The sequence below is a fragment of the Campylobacter taeniopygiae genome, assembly GCF_005406225.1.
Classification (GTDB): domain Bacteria; phylum Campylobacterota; class Campylobacteria; order Campylobacterales; family Campylobacteraceae; genus Campylobacter_D; species Campylobacter_D taeniopygiae.
This window is the reverse complement of record NZ_NXLY01000040.1, coordinates 1-2,142: the sequence shown is the minus strand read 5'-3', so window position 1 is coordinate 2,142 and position 2,142 is coordinate 1. Positions and strand designations below refer to the sequence as shown.

Below are 2,142 nucleotides of genomic sequence, written 5' to 3'. Positions count from 1 at the left end.
GATGGCTTTAGTGATTTTAAAGGGTAGGGGATTGGAAGATGAATTAGAATTTAATATATTAAGATTCATAAAGGAATTTGGGGGCATGTTTTCTCCTTAGTGTGATAACAAACTTATAAGATTTATTAAATACAAAGCTTTATAAGTTTTACTGTATGATTAAATTTTTATTTATATTTGTTTGTAAATATTCTAGCATAGTTAGGGTAAATTAAAACATATAAGGATTATATATTTATTCTTTATCTAAATTTATTTCCATGATGTTAATTTCATCTTCTATTTCTTGCGTATTTTTTAAACATAGTTTTATTTTATTTGCACCCATTGAGGTTAAAACAGTGAAATATCTAACATTGTTTTCATAAAAGTCCCAAATTTCATCAAATTCTAAATAATTTGCCAACCCATATTCCTTAAATTCACATTCTTTATAGATTGATTTTAAAAATTTTGGCACTTCATTAAGAATAAAAAGTATTTTTATTTTTTCTTTTTGAGAGCTAAGGTCTAATTCTTTAACCAGATTGTTTTGATATGTTTGTTTGATTGTTTCTATTATTTTTTCATTATCGCAATTTTTTAAATCATTAAGATTAATATCTATTTCTTTTTTTAACTCTAATTCTTGGGCTTGATAATTTATATTTTTACAATTAGAATTTTGTGGTAATAATATATTTAATGTTTCATCACTTTTAAGAATTAATTTTGCTATATTCATCATTTTGATATTTAATTCTAATATAGCATGAAAATCTTTTTTAGATAGAAAACTATTTATGCATTTTTTTACATTTTTAACATCTAAATTTTCATCAGATAAAATTTGTATGATTTTATCTAAAAAATATAGCCAAGGAGTACTAAAACTCCTTAAGATCTAAACTTTCAAGTTCTTTTAGACTCATTGCTCTAATTAAAATTCTTTCTTCTGATTGCATTAAAGAAAAATCTTGTAGTTTTTCTAGTGCTTCTTTATATTCTAAATATCCTAAAGGTTTATCTTCACTAATGCTAAAAAAGCTTAATCTCCATTGGGCTTCTTCGTCTTCATCATCTAATTCAAAATTTTCCCAAGGTTCTTTAAAAAGAATAGTATCAGTATTTTCACTAAGGGTGAAATTTATTATTAATCCATCTGGTGTATCATAAAGTTTAGGCATAGCCTCATAAGCTTCTTCCCAACGTTTTTGCAAAAGTTCCAAATCTTCCATGAGTTCTCCTTTAATGTCAAATAAAATTATAGCTAATTTTTCTTAACAATAAAAATTTGAAACGTTCTTTCTAATACACCAAAACCTCACGAAAACTAAATCCTAATTTTCTAAATTTACTAGATACAAAAAACAGCTATTTCATTATTTTACTCTAAAGATATAGCTTTTATAGGACAAGTTTGGATTTTTTACTTTTGTACAAAAATTTTAATAATAGCTAAGCCAATTAGAGCAATAAAAGGATAATAATAAAATATACAAATAATAAAACAAATTGCTACTTTTTTGTAATTTTTTTTAAAAAGAGATAAAACCCCATAAACCATAAATCCAGAAAATACATAACAAAATAAAAAATACAAAGCGCATATCATGCCAAGAGAATCTGTATAACTTGTATACCTTGGTAGTTCTTTAAAATAAAAAATACAAAAATCTATAAAAAGTAAAAAGGCACAAAAGAAAAAGGAAAATAAAAAATAATTGATTAAAATATTTTTATTTTTAAAAATAAAATTTAATATTATACTCACACAACCTAAAAAAATAATACAAAAAATTAAAAAGATACGTGGATTGCTTAATAATTCTACAAAAGTTTTAGAATTATTTACAACCTCTTGAATAAAACCCATCATACCAACAATCCAAATTGAAACTATAAAAATTTTAAATACCAATAACCATTTCATTTATACTTCCTAGTTTTAATTCTTATTGCTTATTTGGATATACAAGGAAGTAGGAATTTAAGCAATTCTTACTTTTCTTATTGTGCAAGAAATTAAAAGCTATCATAGATAAGCTAAATTTTTGCGTTTTCATCTAATTCTTTAATGCCTTAATCACTAAATAAAGATAAAGCTCTTTATATTTTCATTCGAATTTAAAACTTTTCAAATACTCTACAACAGGATCTTCA

3 protein-coding genes are annotated in these 2,142 nt (G+C 23.4%); all 3 read right to left on the bottom strand.

Going from position 1 to position 2,142, the window contains the following annotated elements; all coding sequences use genetic code 11:
* Nucleotides 1-235: 235 nt before the first annotated feature.
* The 3 genes from CQA75_RS08810 to CQA75_RS08800 all read right to left on the bottom strand — a co-directional run bounded on the left by CQA75_RS08810 (nucleotide 236) and on the right by CQA75_RS08800 (nucleotide 1,912).
* Nucleotides 236-724, bottom strand: a complete 489-nt coding sequence (locus CQA75_RS08810) for a hypothetical protein (RefSeq protein ID WP_246023830.1) — start codon at nucleotides 722-724, stop codon at nucleotides 236-238.
* Nucleotides 725-866: 142 nt separating this feature from the next.
* Nucleotides 867-1,217, bottom strand: coding sequence for a DUF4299 family protein (locus CQA75_RS08805; protein WP_137624588.1), 351 nt, complete (start codon nucleotides 1,215-1,217; stop codon nucleotides 867-869).
* Nucleotides 1,218-1,408: 191 nt separating this feature from the next.
* Nucleotides 1,409-1,912, bottom strand: a complete 504-nt coding sequence (locus CQA75_RS08800) for a hypothetical protein (protein WP_137624587.1) — start codon at nucleotides 1,910-1,912, stop codon at nucleotides 1,409-1,411.
* Nucleotides 1,913-2,142: the final 230 nt, after the last annotated feature.